The sequence below is a fragment of the Rhizohabitans arisaemae genome, from assembly GCF_025996515.1.
Taxonomy (GTDB): Bacteria; Actinomycetota; Actinomycetes; order Streptosporangiales; family Streptosporangiaceae; genus Rhizohabitans; species Rhizohabitans arisaemae.
Genome location: NZ_BLRH01000001.1, coordinates 12,061 through 31,029, shown reverse-complemented (window position 1 = coordinate 31,029; position 18,969 = coordinate 12,061). Strand labels below are relative to the sequence as shown.

The 18,969-nt window shown below is 69.5% G+C and carries 20 protein-coding genes; 18 read left to right on the top strand and 2 right to left on the bottom strand.

The features are described 5' to 3' along the window. The first annotated feature begins 12 nt into the window (after positions 1-12). The 5 genes from gcvPA to RUR_RS00120 are packed head-to-tail and all read left to right on the top strand — an operon-like array spanning position 13 to position 5,505. Entirely contained in the window at positions 13-1,389 is a 1,377-nt protein-coding gene (gcvPA, locus tag RUR_RS00140; RefSeq protein WP_283132741.1) for an aminomethyl-transferring glycine dehydrogenase subunit GcvPA, read from the top strand. Next, entirely contained in the window at positions 1,386-3,020 is a 1,635-nt protein-coding gene (gene gcvPB, locus RUR_RS00135) for an aminomethyl-transferring glycine dehydrogenase subunit GcvPB (RefSeq protein WP_283132740.1), read from the top strand. The genes gcvPA and gcvPB overlap by 4 nt, the downstream gene beginning before the upstream one ends. Next, positions 3,017-4,117 carry an ATP-NAD kinase family protein gene (locus RUR_RS00130; RefSeq protein ID WP_283132739.1) on the top strand — a complete coding sequence of 367 codons (1,101 nt, stop codon included), beginning with the start codon at positions 3,017-3,019 and terminating at the stop codon, positions 4,115-4,117. Before gcvPB ends, RUR_RS00130 begins: the two co-directional genes overlap by 4 nt. 2 nt (positions 4,118-4,119) lie before the next feature. Further along, positions 4,120-4,854: an SDR family NAD(P)-dependent oxidoreductase gene (locus RUR_RS00125; protein WP_283132805.1), complete on the top strand. Its 735-nt coding sequence runs from the start codon at positions 4,120-4,122 to the stop codon at positions 4,852-4,854. 12 nt (positions 4,855-4,866) lie between these two features. Next, a complete protein-coding gene (locus tag RUR_RS00120; RefSeq protein ID WP_283132738.1) occupies positions 4,867-5,505 on the top strand; it encodes a GntR family transcriptional regulator in 639 nt (212 codons plus the stop codon). 42 nt (positions 5,506-5,547) lie between these two features. On the opposite strand, the gene RUR_RS00115 is transcribed toward RUR_RS00120, so the two are convergent. Continuing rightward, positions 5,548-6,315 (bottom strand): hypothetical protein, encoded by a 768-nt coding sequence (locus RUR_RS00115; protein ID WP_283132737.1) that lies wholly within the window; start codon positions 6,313-6,315, stop codon positions 5,548-5,550. 9 nt (positions 6,316-6,324) lie between these two features. On the opposite strand from RUR_RS00115, the gene RUR_RS00110 reads away from it, so the two are divergent. The 5 genes from RUR_RS00110 (at position 6,325) to RUR_RS00090 (ending at position 11,013) form a co-directional block, all read left to right on the top strand. After that, on the top strand, positions 6,325-6,819 hold the full coding sequence (locus RUR_RS00110; RefSeq protein ID WP_283132736.1) for a protein-tyrosine phosphatase family protein: 495 nt from the start codon (positions 6,325-6,327) through the stop codon (positions 6,817-6,819). A gap of 370 nt (positions 6,820-7,189) precedes the next feature. Continuing rightward, the gene (locus RUR_RS00105; RefSeq protein ID WP_283132735.1) at positions 7,190-8,014 is read left to right on the top strand and encodes an SAM-dependent methyltransferase; all 825 of its coding nucleotides are present in this window, start codon (positions 7,190-7,192) and stop codon (positions 8,012-8,014) included. Between the two features lie 120 nt (positions 8,015-8,134). Then, entirely contained in the window at positions 8,135-8,443 is a 309-nt protein-coding gene (locus tag RUR_RS00100; protein WP_283132734.1) for a transposase, read from the top strand. Next, a complete protein-coding gene (locus RUR_RS00095) occupies positions 8,440-9,309 on the top strand; it encodes an IS3 family transposase (RefSeq protein ID WP_283132733.1) in 870 nt (289 codons plus the stop codon). The genes RUR_RS00100 and RUR_RS00095 overlap by 4 nt, the downstream gene beginning before the upstream one ends. A gap of 1,230 nt (positions 9,310-10,539) precedes the next feature. After that, the gene (locus tag RUR_RS00090) at positions 10,540-11,013 is read left to right on the top strand and encodes a hypothetical protein (RefSeq protein WP_283132732.1); all 474 of its coding nucleotides are present in this window, start codon (positions 10,540-10,542) and stop codon (positions 11,011-11,013) included. 155 nt (positions 11,014-11,168) lie between these two features. Here the strand turns inward: RUR_RS00090 and RUR_RS00085 are convergent, their stop codons facing one another. Then, entirely contained in the window at positions 11,169-11,906 is a 738-nt protein-coding gene (locus tag RUR_RS00085; protein WP_283132731.1) for an IclR family transcriptional regulator, read from the bottom strand. A gap of 96 nt (positions 11,907-12,002) precedes the next feature. Here RUR_RS00085 and RUR_RS00080 point away from each other — a divergent pair, with 96 nt between their 5' ends. The 8 genes from RUR_RS00080 to RUR_RS00045 are packed head-to-tail and all read left to right on the top strand — an operon-like array spanning position 12,003 to position 18,843. Next, entirely contained in the window at positions 12,003-13,457 is a 1,455-nt protein-coding gene (locus RUR_RS00080; RefSeq protein WP_283132730.1) for a 2-hydroxymuconic semialdehyde dehydrogenase, read from the top strand. A gap of 24 nt (positions 13,458-13,481) precedes the next feature. Next, positions 13,482-14,261, top strand: a complete 780-nt coding sequence (locus RUR_RS00075; RefSeq protein ID WP_283132729.1) for a 2-keto-4-pentenoate hydratase — start codon at positions 13,482-13,484, stop codon at positions 14,259-14,261. 47 nt (positions 14,262-14,308) lie between these two features. Beyond that, positions 14,309-15,202 (top strand): acetaldehyde dehydrogenase (acetylating), encoded by an 894-nt coding sequence (locus RUR_RS00070; RefSeq protein ID WP_283132728.1) that lies wholly within the window; start codon positions 14,309-14,311, stop codon positions 15,200-15,202. Beyond that, a complete protein-coding gene (gene dmpG / locus RUR_RS00065) occupies positions 15,199-16,230 on the top strand; it encodes a 4-hydroxy-2-oxovalerate aldolase (RefSeq protein WP_283132727.1) in 1,032 nt (343 codons plus the stop codon). Before RUR_RS00070 ends, dmpG begins: the two co-directional genes overlap by 4 nt. Beyond that, positions 16,227-16,952, top strand: a complete 726-nt coding sequence (locus RUR_RS00060; protein ID WP_283132726.1) for a 2-keto-4-pentenoate hydratase — start codon at positions 16,227-16,229, stop codon at positions 16,950-16,952. Before dmpG ends, RUR_RS00060 begins: the two co-directional genes overlap by 4 nt. Next, positions 16,949-17,332 carry a RidA family protein gene (locus RUR_RS00055; RefSeq protein ID WP_283132725.1) on the top strand — a complete coding sequence of 128 codons (384 nt, stop codon included), beginning with the start codon at positions 16,949-16,951 and terminating at the stop codon, positions 17,330-17,332. Before RUR_RS00060 ends, RUR_RS00055 begins: the two co-directional genes overlap by 4 nt. Continuing rightward, positions 17,329-17,847: a 3-hydroxyanthranilate 3,4-dioxygenase gene (locus tag RUR_RS00050; RefSeq protein WP_283132724.1), complete on the top strand. Its 519-nt coding sequence runs from the start codon at positions 17,329-17,331 to the stop codon at positions 17,845-17,847. The genes RUR_RS00055 and RUR_RS00050 overlap by 4 nt, the downstream gene beginning before the upstream one ends. A 6-nt stretch (positions 17,848-17,853) precedes the next feature. Continuing rightward, entirely contained in the window at positions 17,854-18,843 is a 990-nt protein-coding gene (locus RUR_RS00045; protein WP_283132723.1) for an amidohydrolase family protein, read from the top strand. Positions 18,844-18,969: the final 126 nt, after the last annotated feature.

Below are 18,969 nucleotides of genomic sequence, written 5' to 3'. Positions count from 1 at the left end.
AGAGCGAACGGCATGGCTCAAGCCCGTCCCCCTTTCGTCCACCCCTACATCCCCAACGCGGTCCCGGCGATCAAAGCGGAGATGCTGGCCGCCGTCGGGGCCGCGGGCGTCGAGGAGTTCTACGCCGACGTCCCCGAGACGATCCGGCTTCGGCGTCCGCTCGACCTCCCGGAACCGGTTCGCTCGGAGTCCGAGTTGGTCCGGCACGTCCAGGGGCTGCTGAATCGGAACACCTCGGCCGGTGAAGCCCTGAGCTTCCTCGGCGCCGGGTGCTACCGGCATTACGTGCCCGCCGTCTGCGACGAGGTGGCCGGCCGCAGCGAGTTCCTCACCGCCTACGCGGGCGAGCCGTACGAGGACCACGGCAGGTTCCAGGCGCTGTGGGAGTACCAGAGCCTGATGGGCGAGCTGCTGGAGATGGACGTGGTGAACGTCCCGGTCTACGACGGCTACCAGGCGGCAGCGACCGCCCTGCGGATGGCCGGCCGGGTCACCGGGCGACGGCGCCTGGTCGTCGCCTCCGCGGTCGACCCCGCCAAACTCTCCAAGATCGTCGACTACGTGCGGCCGGTGCACGACCTGACGGTCGTCCCGGCGGTGAACGGGCTCGCCGACCTGGAGGCGGTACGGCGTGCGCTGGCCGGGGCGGACGTGGCCGCCCTCTACGCCGAGGCGCCCTCCTACCTGGGCACCGTCGATCCGGGGCTGCCCGAGCTGGCCGAGCTCGCCCACGCCGCGGGCGCGCTGTACGTCGTCGGCTGCAACCCGATCTCCCTGGGCGTCCTCACCCCGCCCGCGGGCTACGGCGCCGACCTGGTGTGCGGCGACATCCAGCCGCTCGGCATCCCCATGCAGTTCGGCGGCGGCCAGGCGGGCTTCATCGCGAGCCGCGACGAGGAGCGGATCGTGGCGGAGTTCCCCTCCCGGCTGTTCGGCCTGGTGCCCACCGCGGTGGACGGCGAGTACGGCTTCGGCGACGTCGCCTACGAGCGCACCTCGTTCGCCGTCCGGGAGGAGGGCCGGGAGTGGGTGGGCACCGCCGCCGCCCTGCACGGCATCGTCGCCGGGGTCTACCTCGCGCTCATGGGCCCCGAGGGCATGCGCGAGATCGGCGAGACGATCATGATGAACACCCGCTACGCCATGCGCACCCTCGCCGAGGTCCCCGGAGTCGGGATCCCGTACGGCTCCGCCCCGCACTTCGGGGAGTTCGCCGTCCGGTTCCGCCCCGGGATCTCCGCCGCCGAGGTGAACCGGGCCCTCCTCGCCGAGAACATCTTCGGCGGCGCGATCCTGTCCGGCGACACCGCCCTGATCTGCGTGAGCGAGCTGCACACCCGGTCCGACGTCGACACCCTCGCCGCCGCGCTGAAGGAGATCGTCCGATGAACCGGGGAGACGAGGCCGCCGCAGGCCGTACCGGATCGGTGAACGGCGTTCCGGCCGGGAGCCCGGGGCGGATCGCGGCGAAACCCGCGCTGCGCCGGTTCCACCAGGCGCGCTGGGACGAGAAACTGATCTTCGAGTTGTCCTCGCCGGGGGAGCGCGGGGTGCTCCCGCCGCTGCCGGACGCCGGGGTACGGGAGGTCGCCGGCGACCCGGTGGCGGACCTGCCCGCCGCGCTGCGCCGCAGCACACCGCCCGGCCTGCCGGAGATGTCGCAGCTGCATGTACTCCGGCACTATCTGCGGCTCTCGCAGGAGAACCTCGGCGTCGACCTTAACGTCGACGTCGGCCAGGGCACCTGCACGATGAAGTACAGCCCCAAGGTGCACGACCGGCTGGTCCGGTCCGCCAAGCTCGCCGACCTGCATCCGCTGCAGGACGAGGAGACCGTCCAGGGCGTCCTGGAGATCATCTACCGGCTGGAGCAAATGCTCTGCGAGATCTCCGGCATGGACCGGATGTCGCTGCAGCCCGGCGCCGGGTCGGCGGCGATCTACGCCAACGTCGCCATGATCCGGGCGTATCACGAGTCCCGCGGCGAGGCCGGGCAGCGTGACGAGGTCATCACCACGGTCTTCTCCCACCCGTCCAACGCGGCCTGCGCCAAGACCGCCGGATACCAGGTCGTCACCCTCTACCCGGACGCCGACGGCTACCCCGACCTGGACGCGCTGAAGGCGGCGGTCGGCCCGCGCACCGCCGCGCTGCTGATCACCAACCCCGAGGACACCGGGATCTTCAACCCGCGCATCCACGAGTTCGTGCGGATCGTGCACGAGGCGGGCGGGCTCTGCGCCTACGACCAGGCCAACGCCAACGGCGTCCTCGGGATCACCCGGGCCAGGGACGCCGGGTTCGACCTGTGCCACTTCAACCTGCACAAGACGTTCTCCACCCCGCACGCCTGCGGCGGCCCCGCCGCGGGGGCCTGCGGCGTCACCGCGGAACTCGCCAGGTTCCTGCCCGGTCCCGTGGTCGACTTCGACGGCACCCGCTACACCCTCACCACCCCGCAGGACACGATCGGCCCGATGCGCCCGTTCCACGGGGTCGCGCCCAACCTGGTCCGCGCCTACTCGTGGATCACCTCACTCGGCGCGGCGGGGCTGCGCGAGGTCGCCGAGATCGCCGTGCTCAACAACAACTACCTGATGAAGCGGATCCTGGAGATCAAGGGCGCCTCCGCGCCGTACGCGCCGGGCCGCCGCCGGATCGAACAGGTCCGGTACAGCTGGCGGGAGCTGACGGAGGAGACCGGGGTGGGCTCCCACGACATCGGCCTGCGCGCCGCCGACTTCGGCACCCACTACTGGACCTCGCACCACCCCCACATCGTGCCCGAGCCGTTCACCCTGGAGCCGACCGAGTCGTACTCCAAGGCCGACCTGGACGAGTACGCCGCCATCCTGGCCGAGATCGCCCGGGAGGCCCGGGAGAACCCCGAGACGGTCCGGACCGCGCCGCACAACTCGACCGTCCACCGCAACCGCGAGGACACCCTGGACGATCCGTCCGCCTGGGCCGTGACCTGGCGCGCCTACCGCCGCAAGCACGTCGCTGCGCGGGATCGATGACTCCGTACCGGGTGGGGGTGGTGGTCAACCCGGTGGCCGGGCTCGGCGGGGCGGTCGGGCTCAAGGGCAGCGACGGCGCCGCGGTCCAGGCCCAGGCGCTCCGGCGGGGCGCGGTCCCCCGGGCGGGCGCTCGGGCCGCGCTCGCCGTCGGCGAGCTGCTCTCCCGGCTGACCGCGTCCCGGGTGGACCTGCTCGCGATCGCGGGTGAGCTGGGCGCGGACGCGGTACGGCTGGCGCAGGCCGTTCCCGCCCGGGAGCTGGAGCTGCCCCGTTCGGGCGACGGCGCCGACACGCGTGCCGCCGTACGGGCGCTCGTCGAGGCCGGCGCCCAGGTCGTCCTGTTCGCGGGGGGCGACGGGACGGCGCGGGACGTCCTGGCGGTCCGGCCCGTCGTGCCGGTGATCGGCGTCCCGGCCGGGGTGAAGATCCACTCGGCGGTGTACGCGGTGAACCCGCGGGCGGCCGGTGAGGTCGCGGCGGCCTTTCTCACCGGCCGGGCGGGCGTCCGGGCCGCCGAGGTGGTGGACGCGGGCGAGGAGGGGAGCCCGCGTCTGTACGGCGAGCTGTGCGTCGCCGCGCTGGCCACCCGGATCCAGCAGCGCAAGGTGGGCGGGACCGTCGCCGACCCGGACTCGGTGGCCGGCATCGCGGCCGAGATCGGGGCGTTGATCGCCGGCGGCGATCTGGTGGTGCTCGGTCCCGGCACCACGACCCGGGCCGTCGCGGCCGCGCTCGGCCTGGACGTGCCGGTCGCCGGGGTGAGCGCGGTCGACCGCGGCGGGGTGGTCGCCGCCGACGTCGGCGCCGACGAGCTGCGCCGGCTGGTCCGGGGACGTCTGGCCTGGATCGTGGTCTCCCCGACCGGGGTCCAGGGGTTCCTGCTGGGGCGGGGCAACCAGCAGATCTCCCCCGAGGTCGTCCGGGACGTCGGCCCGGGGCGGCTGCTGGTGGTGAGCTCCGAGGCCAAGCTCGCCACACTGGGCGGCAGGCCGCTCCTTGTCGACACCGGAGACGAGCAGTTGGATTACGAAATCTCAGGGTTTGTCAGGGTGCTCACCGGTTATGGGAGCACGGCGATGTACAGGAGCGCGACGTGACCATGCTCACCGGGAAACGGGCCATCGTGACCGGGGCGGCCTCCGGCATCGGCAGGGCCACCGCCGCCCTCTTCGTCGAACTCGGCGCCTCGGTGGTCCTCGCCGACCTGGACGAGACCCGGGGCCGGGAGGCCGCCGAGGAGATCGGCGGGGTGTTCGTCCCCTGCGACGTCGCCAAGGCGCGGGACTGCGAACGGGTCGTGGCCACGGCCGTGGACCGCTTCGGCGGCCTGGACGTGCTCTTCAACAACGCCGGGATCATCCGCCGGTCCACCGTCACCGAGATCACCGAGGACGACTGGGATCTGGTCATGGCCGTCAACGTGAAGTCGATCATGCTGATGTCCCGCTACGCCGTTCCCCGGATGGGTCGCGGCGGTAGCATCGTCAACACCGGCTCCGGATGGGGGATCAAGGGGGGCGGGCGGGCCGTCGCCTACTGCGCGTCCAAGGGCGCGGTGGTGAACCTGACCCGGGCGATGGCCATCGACCACGGCCCGGCCGGGATCCGGGTCAACTGCATCTGCCCCGGCGACACCGACACCGGCATGCTCGCCGAGGAAGCACGGCAACTGGGGGAGCCCGTGGAGTCCTTCTACACCGCCGCCGCCGACCGGCCGCTCGGCCGCATCGGGCGGCCCCGCGACATCGCCCAGGCCGTGGCGTTCCTCGCCGGCGACTCCGCGGCGTTCGTCAGCGGCGCGGTTCTCGCCGTGGACGGCGCCGGTACGGCTTGAGAGGATGATCAGGTGAAGATTGAGCGCAGGCCGCTACGCGAGCAGATCAAAGACGAGCTGCGGCTTCGCCTGGAACGCGGGGAGTTCGACCCCGACGAGACGATCAACGAGGGCCTGCTCGCCACCTCGCTCGGCGTCAGCCGTACCCCGCTCCGGGAGGCGCTGATCGCGCTGGAGATGGAGGGGCTCATCCGCAGCGAGATGGGCAAAGGGTTCAGGTTCGCCCCGATGAGCGCCAAGGAACTCGGCGAACTCATCCCGGTACTCGCCACCCTGGAGGCGTTCGCCCTCCGGCTCACCGACCCCGAACACCTCCACCGGATCGCTCCCGCACTCCTGGAGCGGGCGAAGCGGTTCTCCGTCCCCCGCGCCGAGCACGGCGTCATCGAGCGGTACGACGACGAATGGCACGACCTGCTGCTCAGCGGCTGCCCCAACGAACGGCTCATGGAGCTGATCACCTCCCTCAAGCTCGGCGTGCACCGCTACGAACGCCTCGTCGTCGGCGACCACGAGGTGCTGGAACGGCACGCCGAGGAGCACCAGCAGATCGCCGAACGCCTCCTCGCCGGCGACGTCGACGGCGCCGTGGACGCGCTCCACCGGAACTGGGCGAGCGGCCTCACCGTCATCCTCGAACGCCTGGGGTAGGCCGTCCCGCCTGCGGCACACGGCGGTGACGCCGGGAAACGGCTAACGCCGCGACTTGTTCGCGATACGGGTGCCCAAGACGGTCAACGCCATGAGTGCCAGACATCCGATGCTCATGGCGATGTATCCAGCCCAGCCCAGCGTGCCGGTTGAATACGGGTCCGCGCCGTCGGTCGAACTGAGGGTAAGAAAGATCGATCCGGTACCCCAAGACGCGGCCACGATCGCACCCCCGACCAGGAGCGCGTATCTCGTGGTCTTCGTGGGTGCCGCCGTCGACGACGGGTCTCGTCTCCGGTCCACGGCCATTCGCAGCAGCCCCCAGGCGGCTGCGCCCAGAGCCATGGCGATACCGGGGGCCACGATGTAGATATGAAGCCAGTCGAGTGGTTCACGCAGGTTGTACGTTCCCAGCACTACCTTGAGGAATTTGGCGATTCCTGCCAGGGTCATCACCGGTATCACGGCCAGTCCCAGCTTGAACGGTCCAGGAAGGCACCACGCGGCTCTGGCCCGGTGCGCCAGCCTTCCGAATGCACGTAAATCTGACATATAATGATTGTTTCGATAAATATCGTCTATGTTCAATAAAGCGGCTATGTGTAAGAAATATATATCTACTGATGGTGATACTGCCATCACGGGGGCGGGGGGATCGCCGCCTTCGGCAGACTCGGCGTGTGCCGCTGCGAACGCTTGGTCGTGGGCGACCGCGAGGTGCTCGAACGGCATGCCGAGGAGCACCGGCAGATCGCCGAACACCTCCTCGCAGGGGACGTCGACGGCGCGGTCGAGTGGCCTCGTCGTCATCCTCGCCTGATGCGCCCGATGCTCCACACCGTCGCTCACGAAGGGCCGGGCGGCCTGAGCACGATGGCCAAGCCGCGCGGCGGCGACTGGCTCCCCGACGAGATGGCCGCGCTCAAGGCGTTCGGGGTCGACGTCCTGGTTTGCGCGCTCACCCCGGGTGAACTCCGGGAGACGGGCTTGTCCGGTGAGGCCCGGGCCGCGGCGGAGGCCGGACTGGAGTTCGTCGGGATCCCCATTTTCGACCGGGCCGTCCCGGCGTCGGCCGAGGTCCTGCCGGTGCTCTCCCGGCTCGCCGGACGGCTCCGCTCCGGCGCGCATATCGTCGTGCACTGCCGCTACGGCATCGGCCGGGCATCCCTCCTCGCCGTCTCCCTGCTGGTGCTGAACGGCGTGACGCCGGAGGAGGCGTGGCGCCGTCTCGAACACGCCCGCGGCCTGCCTGTCCCCGACACCCCCGAGCAGCGGGCGTGGCCCGCCGCGTTGCCCGAGCCCAAGCACGGCTGATCCGCCCGCCGGCCTGCCACCGGTGTCGCGGGTCCCGCCTGCCGAGCGTCGGGCGGCCCGTCCCCACCGATTCTTGTCTTTCTAAGCCTGGTTCGCACGGGTGGGGCGCCGACGGGTTGACTGCGCCTTTGGTGGTTCCGATACTTGTCGCAACACCCATGATCATTATGGGTGTGTTCACGGCGAGGCACGATCCGGAGTGGCGCCATCGGCGTTTGATCCTTGAAAGCCGAGGGAACGGCGCGGCGAAGGTTCTGGGGAAAGCGCTGCCTTTCAGGCGAAATCGCCTGCTGCGTCGATGGGGTAGACGAGGGCGTGTTCGCTCTTCGGCGACGGTCCGCATGGGATAAACGAGGGAGAGTTACCAGCGGTGACGGATGAAATCCACGGGGTTGGCACGGAGCACCTCGACCTCAAGACGGACCGGCCTCATTCGGCCCGTATCTACGACTATCTGCTCGGTGGGAAGGACAACTTCGAAGCCGACCGTGTGGCGGCCGCGAACATCACGCAGGGTTGGGCGAATCTGCCGAAATCCATGCGAGCCAACCGGAACTTCATGCTGCGACTCGGCCGCCACCTCGCCGCCGAGCACGGTATCCGTCAGTTCCTGGACGTCGGTACGGGCCTGCCCACCGCGCCCAACCTCCACGACGTCGTCCAGGAGGTGGCGCCCGAATCGCGGGTCGTCTATGTGGACAACGACCCCATCGTCTTGATGCACGCCCGCGCGCTCCTGGTCGGGAATCCGGCGGGCCAGACGTCCTACCTGGACGCGGACCTGCGCGAACCCGACGCAATCCTGACCTCCCGGCAACTGCGGGACACGCTCGACCTCGACAAACCGGTCGCGCTGACCCTCCTCGCGATCGTGCACTTCATCGTGGACGACGCCGAAGTGCACGATCTCATCGACCGGCTCATGCGCCCGCTGGCCCCGGGCAGCGTCCTCGCGCTGTCCACGTGCACCGCCGACAGCGCGCCGGAGGAGGTGAACGCCGGCGTCGCCGCCTACACGGCCCACGGCGTCCCGGTCAGGGCTCGCACCAAGGCCGAGGTGGTGCCGTTCTTCGCCGGCCTGAAGCTCATCGATCCGGGCGTGGTGCTCGTCAACCACTGGCACCCCGACGAGGCCGCCGCCGCGGTCCCGGACGCGCACGTCCACATGTACGGCGGCGCCGCGATCAAGTCGTAGTACCGGCCCCGAGGCCAACCGGTCGAAGCAGTGATCGAGCGTGCGGACGGCATGTCGTGGGCTTGATCCGGTTTGACGGACATCCGAGATCAGGGGTTCGTCCCCGGAAGGATGTCCATCATGGAGAGCATGGGGAAGAAGAAGCCTCGGTCTCGCCGTTCGTTCACACCGGAGTTCAAAGCCGGGATCGTCGAGTTGTGCCGGCGGGGTGACCGGCCGATCAGGCAGGTGGCCGCGGACTTCGATCCAACCGGGACCGCGGTGCGCGACCGGGTGCGCCAGGCCGAGGTCGACGCCGGTGAACGCGACGGGCCGACCGGCAGCGAGCGGGAGGAGCCGGCGGCGCTTCGGCGGGGGAACCGCCGGTTGCGCGAGGACGTCGACATCCTCAAGCGGGCCACGGCTTTCCTCGCGAAGGAGACCCGGTGAGCGTGCACCCGTTCATCGAGGCGGAGAAGCAGGGCGGTCACAGCGTCAAAAGGGCGTGTGAGCTGCTGGGAGTCTCCCGTGCCGCCTTCCACGCCCGCCGCGACCCCGCTCCCGGCCCTCGCGCGCTGCGCGACGCGGCCCCGACCGCGCGCATCACCGAGGCCCGTCAGCGATCGAAGGGCACCTACGGCGCCCCGCGTATCCACGCGGTGCTGCAACGCCAGGGAGATGGCTGCGGGCGGCGGCGGGTGGCCCGGCTGATGCGCCGGGCCGGTCTGGCCGGCCGTCACCGCCGGCGACGGCAGCCGACCACGATCGCCGATCCGCACGCACATCTGCGGCCTGACCTGATCGGCCGGGACTTCGCCCCCGACCCGGCCGCGATCGACACCCGCTGGTGCGGCGACATCGCGTATGTCCCGACGGAGGAGGGCTGGCTGTATCCGGCCACCGTCATCGATGTCGCCTCCCGGCGGGTGGTGGGGTGGGCCACCGCCGATCACCTGCGCCCCGAACCGGTCGCCGACGCCCTGAAGGCGGCCTGCCGCAACCGCCGTCCCACCACGGCGGTGATCTTCCACTCGGATCGCGGCCGCCAATACACCGGCACCGCCTACGCCGCACCGGCCGAGAGGTCCGGCATCCGGTTGTCGGTGGGCCGCACCGGACAATGCTGGGACAACGCACTGGCCGAATCGTTCTTTTCCACTCTCAAGTGCGAGATGCCGGGCGATCGTCCCCGGCCCGGCCGCGCTGGCGCCCGCACCGCGATCTTCGAGTTCATCGAAGGCTGGTACAACCTGTATCGGCTGCACAGCAGCCTTGGCTACCGTAGTCCCGCCGACTTCGAAGCCGCAGCAGCCTGAACACCACACCACCAGTGTCCGTCAAAGCGGAGCAAGCTCAGTCGGCCCCAACTTCACCTGGCCCTCAGAACGGCTCTGCGACGGCACCCTCATCGCCGTCCCCTTTCGCTTCGGCATCGGCTAGGCAAGTTTTGCCGTCTGAGTGCTTCGCGTCGCCTGAAGCCTGTGGCTAACCTCCCCGACACCCCCGAACAACGCACCTGGCCCACCGCGTTTCAGGCAACACGTCTTGCCAGCGCTCCACACCCTCCCCAAGGGAAAACAGCGTCGACAAATCTAACAAGCTTCCAAAACACCCTTTATGACTGTGTCAAAAACCAACCCATGCAGTCAATTTTCATCTATCCGAATGTGGGAGCTTCAGGCTTGTTGGCATCAAATCTCCAAGATTATCGCTACATTGAGTTAGAAACCTGGGCGCCATCTATTCTGCGGAGATCCAATAGGTGGCGCAAGCAATCCGCATCGATCTGTTGACTCATTTGCCGGCACCAATGTTCTGAGGCTTCGACTGTCGTCGCACCGAAGGTCGCGCTGGGTGTAGAGATCATCGAGACCTATGACGCGGACACGCGAATCAAAACGTCCGTTCTCAGCGCGAACGTCGGGCTGACGGATCAGCAATCTCTCGGGTTTTCTCCTGATGAATCAGGAGAAACCTCTCTAGCGCCAACTTACATACATGCGTTCCCCAACTACTGTTATGCGCGGCAGCAGGGGGTCGACGCATGGTTCGACACCTGTCATCGGATCACGGTCCAGCGGAATGATGGCAACCCCACAACCGACTACTGGGGACTCGAGCTCTGGGGAACCTGCACGAGCGAGGCCTACGATATTGGGATCAAGGACTGTGGGGTCGAGAGCACTCCAAAGTCGGGAGCCGGCACGCAGAAGGCCTGGACGGACTGGAACCCAAGATCGGACAAGAAGACAGACGATTGCTCTACCATAGGCCTCAACCTAGCCTTCTTCGGCGTCGAGTTGCCCCTGGGCTATACGATGTGCGGAAAGTGGGATATGTCCAAGGGCGCCACTCCAGGTGATTTCAAGAATCACTGGAAGGCAGGGCTGTGGAGTGTTGCGCAGGGGAGTCGAGAGGTTTCGTCTGCCATTTCTGTGACTTCGCCTCAAGCAAACAAGCCTCTGTGGAATGTCCGATTTCCCTACTCCTACATATACTGTGGGGGTGCCTGCTAATTATCCCCAGGTGAAAATAGGGTGACTTAAATGAGTCGGCTGATTTCTCTGGTCCTCTTAGCTGCTGTGGTTATCGGGATAGGAATCTATTCTGTGAGCTACATCGCACGACTTGAGGAGGCACGAGAAACGGCGCGATTCGACGTCTCTGAGGCGGAGAGTATCGAGGTGCTCAGAAGGGCGTATGCTGCCGCCAGCACCGGAGATCTACGGCTCCTGTGTGGGAGCTCTATAGCCGCCGATGAGAACATGTGCAGGGGATTCATCGCCGACGCGAACCGAAGGGGAATGAGATTGCCCGGTCCGATGCCAAAGTGGACCGGATCCGAGGAGATCGTTTCCAGGAGTGGAATGCGAAATGGCAGAGTTCTTCATCTAGAGGGAGAGACCTCTGATGGAAGGCCATATCGAACCGATTTTCTGGTTGTTCGGAGTCGGAGCGGCCTGGTGACTATGACTCCTGTGTTCTGGACAGGGAACCGTCTGGCTTCATCCGGCCGATAGTCCGCAGAGCGTCGATCGATTTCCGTCGGCGCTCTGCTTGCCGAAGGGTCCGGTGCACGCCTTTTGGTCCAGTGGCGGGAAGACGGATTCTTGTGGCGCGCCACTCCTTTGCCGACGGGCGGTCGGCCTCGGCGGAGCCGCTTCCGGCCCCGTGGTCAGCGGGGTGGGGTGTGGCGGGCCAGGGCGCGGGAGATGCCCAGGGCGGCGGTTTTGACGGCGGGGGCCAGGCGGGCGGGCTGGAAGCGGGCGATCGGGGTGGAGACGGAGAGGGCGGCGACGCAGACGCCGTCGCGGAAGACCGGGGCGGCCACACACGCGCTTCCGGGCTGGGCCTCCTGACGTTCGTAGGCGAGCCCGGTCTGCTGGGCGCTCACCAGGGACTCCTCCAGCCGGGAGCGGTCCACGATCGAGTGCGGGGTGAGCCGGCGCAGCGGGCGGCCGAGCACCTCCTCGATGAGCTGCTCCCCGGCGAAGGCGAGCAGGGCCTTGCCGACCCCGGTGCAGGTGAGCGGGAGCCGTCCCCCGACGCGGGAGGGGAGGGCGAGCCCCTCGTGCCCGCGGAGCTTCTCCACGTAGACGACGTCGAGGCCGTCCCGTACCGCCAGATGGACCGTCTCCCGGGTGGCCTCGTAGAGGTCGTGCATGAAGGGGAGCGCGGCGTCCCGCAGGTCGCGTTCGAGGGGCACGATGGAGCCGAGTTCGAAGAGCGCGCGGCCGAGGATGTACCCGTCGTCCTGCCGGTCGACGGCGCCCAGTTCGGCGAGTTCGGCGAGCAGCCGGTGCGTGGTCGTCTTGGGGAGCCGGCAGCGGGCGGAGACGTCGGCGAGCCGGAGCGGCCCGCCCGTGGGGCGGAACGAGTCGAGGATCAGCCACGACTTCTCCAGCATGGACATGCGATCGATGTTCCGTCCCACGGAACGTCATATTGTCACACGCACATTCGGACATCTATACCGTAGACAGGGAATTCGAGGTGAGATGAGGCGCAGTTGCGGATTCTGAGGAACTTCGTCGGCGGGGAGTTCTCCGGTAAGGGGGTGCCCTTCCCGGTGCACGACCCGGTGACGGGCCGTGCCGTGGCCGAGTGCCTGGAGGCCGACGCCGGCCTGGTGGACGAGGCGGTCCAGGCCGCCCGCCGCGCCGCGCCCGGGTGGGCCGCGCTGCCGGTCGCCGAACGGGCGGCGTGGATGCGGCGCCTGGCCGACGGGATCGAGCGGCGCTTCGACGACCTGGTCGCCGCGGAGATCGCCGACACCGGCAAGTTCGTCACCCAGACCAGGACCTTGGACATCCCGCGCGGCGCCGCCAACCTGCGCTCCTTCGCCGAGATCGCCGCCCAGCTGCCCGGGGAGTCGTTCCAGACGTCGATCCCCGGCGGGGAGCGGGCGCTCAGCTACACCGTGCGCAAGCCGTACGGCGTGGTCGCGGTGGTCGTCCCGTGGAATTTGCCGTTCCTCCTGATGACCTGGAAGGTCGCCCCGGCCCTCGTCGCGGGGAACACCGTCGTGGTCAAGCCGTCGGAGGACACCCCGTCCACCGCGACCCTGCTGGCGGAGATCACCGCGGAGATCGGCCTCCCCGAGGGGGTCTTCAACGTGGTGCACGGCTTCGGCCCGGGCTCCGCCGGGGAGTTCCTGGTGGCGCACCGCGGAGTCGACGCGGTCACCTTCACCGGGGAGACCCGGACCGGCGCGGCGATCATGAAGTCGGTGGCGGACCGGGTCAAGCCGGTCTCGTTCGAACTCGGCGGCAAGAACGCGGGCCTGATCTTCGCGGACGCCGACCTGGACGCCGCGGTCGCGGGCACCGCGCGGTCGGTGTTCACCAACGGCGGCCAGGTCTGCCTGTGCACCGAGCGCCTCTACGTCGAGCGGCCGATCTTCGCGGAGTTCACCGCCCGCCTGGCGGAGCACGCCCGCGGGCTCCGCTTCGGCCGGCCGGAGGACGAGGACACCACGATGATGCCGATGATCTCCGCCGAGCATCGCGACAAGGTCCTCTCCTATTACCGGATCGCCCGCGAGGAGGGGGCCGTCGTCCACGCCGGGGGCGGGGTCCCGGCCTTCGGCGACGACCGCGACGGTGGCTACTACGTCGAGCCCACCGTGCTCAGCGGACTCCCCCGGGACTCCCGGATCTGCCGGGAGGAGGTCTTCGGCCCGATCTGCCACATCACGCCGTTCGACACCGAGGACGAGGCGATCGCCTGGGCCAACGACAGCGAGTACGGCCTCGCGGCCACCGTGTGGACTCAGAGCCTGGACCGGGCGCACCGGGTCGCGCCGAAACTGGAGGCCGGTCTGGTCTGGGTGAACACCTGGTACCTGCGCGACCTGCGCACGCCGTTCGGCGGGGTGAAGCTCAGCGGCATCGGCAGGGAGGGCGGCGTCCGCTCCCTCGACTTCTACTCCGAGCCTTCCACGATCACCATCAGGCTGGGCTGACGTCCCATGCGCGAAAAGAGTCCCATGACCAGTGATGAAGTGCGCGACGAGGTCGCGGACACCCTGTGGGCCGCCGGGGAGACCCGGACGGCGTGCGCGCCGATCCGCGACCGGGTCGCCGACGTCGACGCCGCGTACGCCGTACAGAGCGTCAACACCGAGCGGCGGCTGAAGGCCGGGGCGCGGCTGGTCGGACGCAAGATCGGCCTGACCTCGGCGGCGGTCCAGCGCCAGCTCGGCGTAGACCGGCCCGACTTCGGCATGCTCTTCGCCGACATGGCCTACGGGGACGGCGCGCCGATCCCGGCGGACCGTTTCATCCGGCCCCGGGCCGAGGCCGAGGTGGCCCTGGTGCTCAAGGACGACCTCACCCACGGCGAGCACACCGTCGCCGACGTCATCCGGGCCGTGGACTTCGCCCTCGCCGCCATCGAGATCGTCGACAGCCGGATCGCCGCGTGGGACATCCGCCTGGTCGACACCGTCGCCGACAACGCCTCCAGCGGCGCCTTCGTGCTCGGCGCCACCCCGTACTCCCTGAACGGGCGGGACCTGCGGCTCGCCGGAATGGTGATGACGCGGAACGGGCGCGAGGTCTCCACCGGGGCCGGAGCGGCCTGCCTCGGCCATCCCCTCAACGCGGCGGTCTGGCTCGCCGACACGATGGCGCGGACCGACCATCCGCTGCGTGCCGGGGACGTCGTGCTCACCGGGGCACTCGGCCCGATGGCCGACGTGAGCCCGGGCGACGTCTTCGACGCGCGCATCTCCGGCCTGGGCTCGGTCCGGGCGGTCTTCACATGAGTACGGCACATGAGTACGGCGCGGAGCGAACGAACGGTGAGTGAGTCATGAGCACCCCTGTCGCGATCATCGGGTCCGGCAACATCGGGACCGACCTGATGTTCAAAGCCCTGTTGTCCAAGCGGGTCCGGGTCGTGGCGATGGCCGGGATCGACCCCGAATCCGATGGACTGGCCCGGGCCCGGCGCCGGGGCGTGGCCACGACCAGCGACGGGGTGGAGGGACTGGTCGGCCTGCCGGAGTTCGCCGACGTCGGCATCGTCCTGGACGCCACCTCGGCCAAGGCCCACCGGCACAACGACCGGATCCTGCGCGAGCACGGCCGGCGGGTGATCGACCTGACGCCCGCGGCCGTGGGCCCGTACGTCGTCCCGCCGGTCAACCTGGACGAGCATCTGACCGAACCCAACATCAACATGGTGACCTGCGGGGGACAGGCGACGATCCCGATCGTCGCGGCCGTGGGCCGGGTGTCCCCAGTCCGGTACGCCGAGATCGTCGCCTCCATCGCCTCCAAGTCCGCCGGCCCGGGGACCAGGGCGAACATCGACGAGTTCACCGAGACGACCTCCCGGGCCATCGAGCAGGTCGGCGGGGCCGCCCGGGGCAAGGCGATCATCGTGCTCAACCCGGCCGACCCCCCGCTGATCATGAGGGACACCGTCTACTGCCTGGTCGACGAGTGCGACGAGGCCGAGGTGGCCCGCAGCGTGGGCGAGATGGTCGCCGAGGTGCGGAACTACGTGCCGGGGTACCGGCTCAAGCAGGACGTACAGTTCGACAAGGTCGAACCGGACTTCTCCCCCGACGGGCGGGCCGGGGTCAGGGTCGGTGTCTTCCTGGAGGTCGAGGGAGCGGCGCACTACCTCCCCGCCTACGCCGGGAACCTGGACATCATGACCGCCGCGGCGCTGCGGACGGCCGAGAGGATCGCGCGATGACCCAGATCTACGTCCAGGACGTGACGCTCCGGGACGGCATGCACGCCATCCGGCACCGATACTCCGTCGCGCAGGCACGCGAGATCGCCGCCGCGCTGGACGCCGCCGGGGTCGCCGCGATCGAGGTGGCGCACGGCGACGGCCTGGCGGGGAGCAGCTTCAACTACGGCGTGGGCGCGCACACCGACTGGGCGTGGATCGAGGCCGTCGTCTCGGCCGTGCGCACCGCCAAGCCGACCACCCTGCTGCTGCCCGGCATCGGCACGGTCGACGACCTGAAGCGGGCGCACGACCTCGGCGTGGTCTCCGTCCGGATCGCCACGCACTGCACCGAGGCCGACATCTCCGCCCAGCACATCGGGGTGGCCAGGGAACTCGGCATGGACGTGGCGGGCTTCCTGATGATGTCGCACATGGCACCGCCGAAGGAACTCGCCGAGCAGGCCAAACTGATGGAGTCGTACGGCGCGGCGTGCGTCTACGTGACCGACTCGGGCGGCCGGCTCACCATGGACGGGGTCCGCGACCGGGTCCGGGCGTACCGCGACACCCTCCGCGAGGACACTCAGATCGGCATCCACGCCCACCACAACCTGGGGCTCGGGGTCGCCAACTCGGTCGTCGCCGTGGAGGAGGGGACCCACCGGGTCGACGCCTCCCTGGCCGGGATGGGGGCGGGTGCCGGAAACTGCCCGCTCGAGGTGTTCGTCGCCGTCGCCGATCTGCACGGCTGGGACCACGGGTGCGATCTGTTCGCGCTGATGGACGCGGCCGACGACGTCGTCAGGCCGTTGCAGGACCGGCCGGTGCAGGTGGACCGGGAGACGCTTACCCTCGGTTACGCGGGGGTCTACTCCAGCTTCCTGCGGCACGCCGAGGCGGCGTCGGCGCGGTACGGGATCGACACTCGCGCCATCCTCGTCGAGGTGGGGCGCCGCCGGATGGTCGGCGGGCAGGAGGACATGATCGTGGACGTCGCCCTCGACCTGGTTCGGGAGCGGGACGGTGTGGCAAGGAGCGGGAATTGAGAGCCGAGGAGAGTTTCGCCGAGGCGCTGGACCAGGCGGCCCGTACCGCGGAGCCGGTGCAGCAGCCCGGCGCCGGGTTCGCGGTCGAGACGGCCTACGCCGTGCAGGCGCGGATCATCGGGCACCGGATCGGGCGGGGTGAGCGGATCTCGGGGGCCAAGCTCGGCTTCACCAGTCAGGCCAAGCGGGTCCAGATGGGCGTGGACGACCTGATCATCGGCCGGGTGACCGACGCCATGGCGGTGCACGACCCCGTGGACCTCACCCGCTTCATCCACCCGCGGGTGGAGCCCGAGGTGGTGTTCAAGCTCGGCGCCGATCTGCAGCCGGTCGCGGTGGCCGTCGGGCTGGAGATCATCGACTCGCGGTACCGGGATTTCACATTCTCCCTTTCCGACGTGATCGCCGACAACACCTCGGCGGCCGGGTACGCGATCGGGCCCTGGCAGCCGTACACCGACGTCTCCAACCTCGGTGTGATCATGGAGTTCGACGGGCGGCCGATCCAGATCGGCTCCACCGCGGCGATCCTCGGAGACCCGCGGCTGGCGCTGCCGGAGGCCGCGCGGCTGGCGCGGGTCGCCGGCTTCGCCCTGGAGCCGGGGTGGATCCTGATGGCCGGTGCGGCGACGGCGGCCGAGCCGCTCCGGCCCGGGGTGCACGTCCGGGCCGAGATCGAGGGCCTCGGCTCGGTCTCGTTCACCGCGAAGGAGTCCGCGTGATCATCGACGGCAAGGCCCAACCTTTGGGGAAATATCCCCATGTGAAGAGGGCCGGGGACTTCCTGTACGTCTGTGGTACCTCTTCCAGGCGGGCGGACAACTCGATCGCCGGGGTGGGGGACGTCGCCGAGCAGACCAGAGCGGTGATCTCCAACATCCGGGACATCCTCCGCGCGGTCGGCGCCGACCTCGGCGACGTCGTCCAGGCCACCTCCTATCTGGTCGACATGGCGGACTTCGCCGCCTACAACGCGGCCTACGGCGAGTTCTTCGACGAGACCGGCCCCGCCCGTACCACCGTCGCGGTCCGGCAGCTGCCCCACCCCGACCTGCTGATCGAGATCCAGGCCGTCGCCTACCGTCCGAAGGAGCAGCCATGATGATCCCGCCCATCGACTTCGACAAGTGGATCGACGAGCACGAGCACCTGCTCAAGCCCCCGGTCAACGCGCAGGTGGTCATGGAGCAGTCGGAGAACTTCGTCATCATGGCCGTCGGCGGCCCCAACCAGCGGACCGACTTCCACGTCGACCCCTACGAGGAGCTGTTCTACCAGGTCCGGGGGAACATGCACCTCAATGTGATGACCCCCGCCGGCCAGGAGACCGTGCACATCCGGGAAGGGCAGATGTTCCTCCTCCCGGCGAACGTGCCGCATTCCCCCCAGCGCCCCGAGCCCGGTTCCGTCGGCTTCCTGGTCGAGCGGATCCGCGAGGAGGGCACCCTGGAGAGCTTCCGGTGGTACTGCCTGGAGTGCTCGGCGCTCGTCCATCAGGTCGAGCTGCAGGTCCGGAGCATCGTCGACGACCTGCCGCCGGTGTTCCAGTCCTTCTACGACTCCGTCGAGGCCCGGACGTGTCCCTCCTGCGGCGCCTTGCACCCGGGTAAGGGCTGAGCGGGCGTGGGCGAGGTCGTCGACGTCCACACGCACTACGTCCCGGGCGGCTGGCCGGACCTGGGCTGGCCGGACGCCCCCCGGCTGCGCGTCGACTCCGAACGCGAGGCGATGATCCTCCTCGGTGACCACGAGTTCCGGCGGATCGGGTCCAACTGCTGGGACGCCGGGGAACGCCTCGCCGAGATGGACGCCGACGGCGTCGACCTCCAGGTGGTCTCCCCGACCCCGGTCTTCTTCTCCTACGAACGCCCCGCCGCGGAGGCGATCCGGGTAGCGAAGATCTTCAACGACCTCGCCCTGGAGGTCTGCACCTCGGAGCGGTTGATCCCGTTCTGCCAGGTGCCACTGCAGGACCCGGACGCCGCCTGCGCCGAACTGGACCGCTGCCTGGCCTCCGGGCATCGCGGCGTCGAGATCGGGAACCACGCCGGGGACCGGGACCTCGACGACGAGGGGGTGGTGCAGTTCCTCAAGCACTGCGCGGCCGCCGACGTCCCGGTCTTCGTGCATCCCTGGGACATGGCGGGCGGCCCGCGGCTGGACCGGTGGATGGCCCAGTGGCTGGTCGGCATGCCCGCCGAAACCCACCTCTCCATCCTCGCCATGATCCTCGGCGGGGTGTTCGACCGGCTCCCCGAGTCGCTGCGGATCTGCTTCGCCCACGGCGGCGGCTCGTTCGCGTTCTGGCTCGGCCGGGTCGAGAACGCCTGGCACCGCCGCCCCGACCTGGTCGGGGTCTCCGAGCATCCGCCGTCGCACTACCTGGGCCGCTTCGCCGTCGACTCGGTGGTGTTCGACCAGCGGGCGCTCCGCCTGCTCGTGGACACGGTCGGGGTGGACCACGTCATGCTGGGCTCCGACTACCCCTACCCGCTCGGGGAGTCCCCGGTCGGCTCACTCATCCGCGAGGCGACCTTCCTCACCGACGACGACCGGGCCGCCTTGCTCGGCGGCAACGCCCTCCGCTTCCTCGGCCCGCCGCGGCGGCCGTAACCGCTTTGCAGGGGATCGGTACGGCTGCCAAGGCCCCGTCGCCGGGGCCGTGAGCCTGCCGATCTACGGCACCTGGACCGCGGTGGCCGTGACCGTGGGCCCCCTTCAGGGGGTCACGACGGTCGC